At 50.9% G+C, this 599-nt stretch carries 1 protein-coding gene and 1 pseudogene; both read left to right on the forward strand.

Annotated features, from left to right (window positions below; all coding sequences use genetic code 11):
• Positions 1-245 (forward strand): annotated as a pseudogene (locus R7Z50_RS29055) (hypothetical protein); the annotation flags it as partial.
• On the forward strand, positions 245-599 hold a 355-nt coding region (locus tag R7Z50_RS29060; RefSeq protein WP_318149952.1), incomplete at its 3' end, for a tRNA-uridine aminocarboxypropyltransferase. The pseudogene R7Z50_RS29055 and the gene R7Z50_RS29060, both read left to right, overlap by 1 nt.

A 599-nucleotide genomic window follows, 5' to 3' on the forward strand; every position in this document is an offset into this window, starting at 1 on the left:
ACAGTCGAATTACACTGGTAAGAAGCCCAATGATGCTCGGCCAACAAACGTCGCACGGTTGGCGCGACCTGATTTTCGATGTTAGTGGCGGCGGCGCAACACCAGCAAAACATGTCATGCAGTACACTGGCGTAAGCTACCCTCTGAACCCGAGCATGGCACCAACAGCCACACCTGAACAAATCAGTGGTGTTCGTCTGTTCTCGGATGGTATTAGCCCAGTTCGTGAAGGGGTTCGACTGTAATGTCACAACCGTGTCCCCATTGCGGTTTTCAGTTCAACTGTATTTGCTTGCTGGTGCCTAAACTCACCAGCAAGCACGAAATACTGCTATTGATGCACCCAAATGAGCTAACTCGTGACACCAATACGGGCCAGCTGTTACAGCATTGCCAACTCAACGTCGAGCAAGCAATCTGGGATCGCAAACAACCACCAGCAGAGTTGCTCACTCGCTTGGCTGATCCTTCGCTGTACCCGGTAATTCTATTCCCAAGTGAAGAAAGCGTCACACTCGAACATGTGGCGCTCCAAAGCCAGCAACAAACCAAAAATCCGCTGTTTATTATTTTGGACGCCACCTGGCAAGAGGCACGCA

Source organism: Vibrio sp. 1249-1, assembly GCF_033340495.1.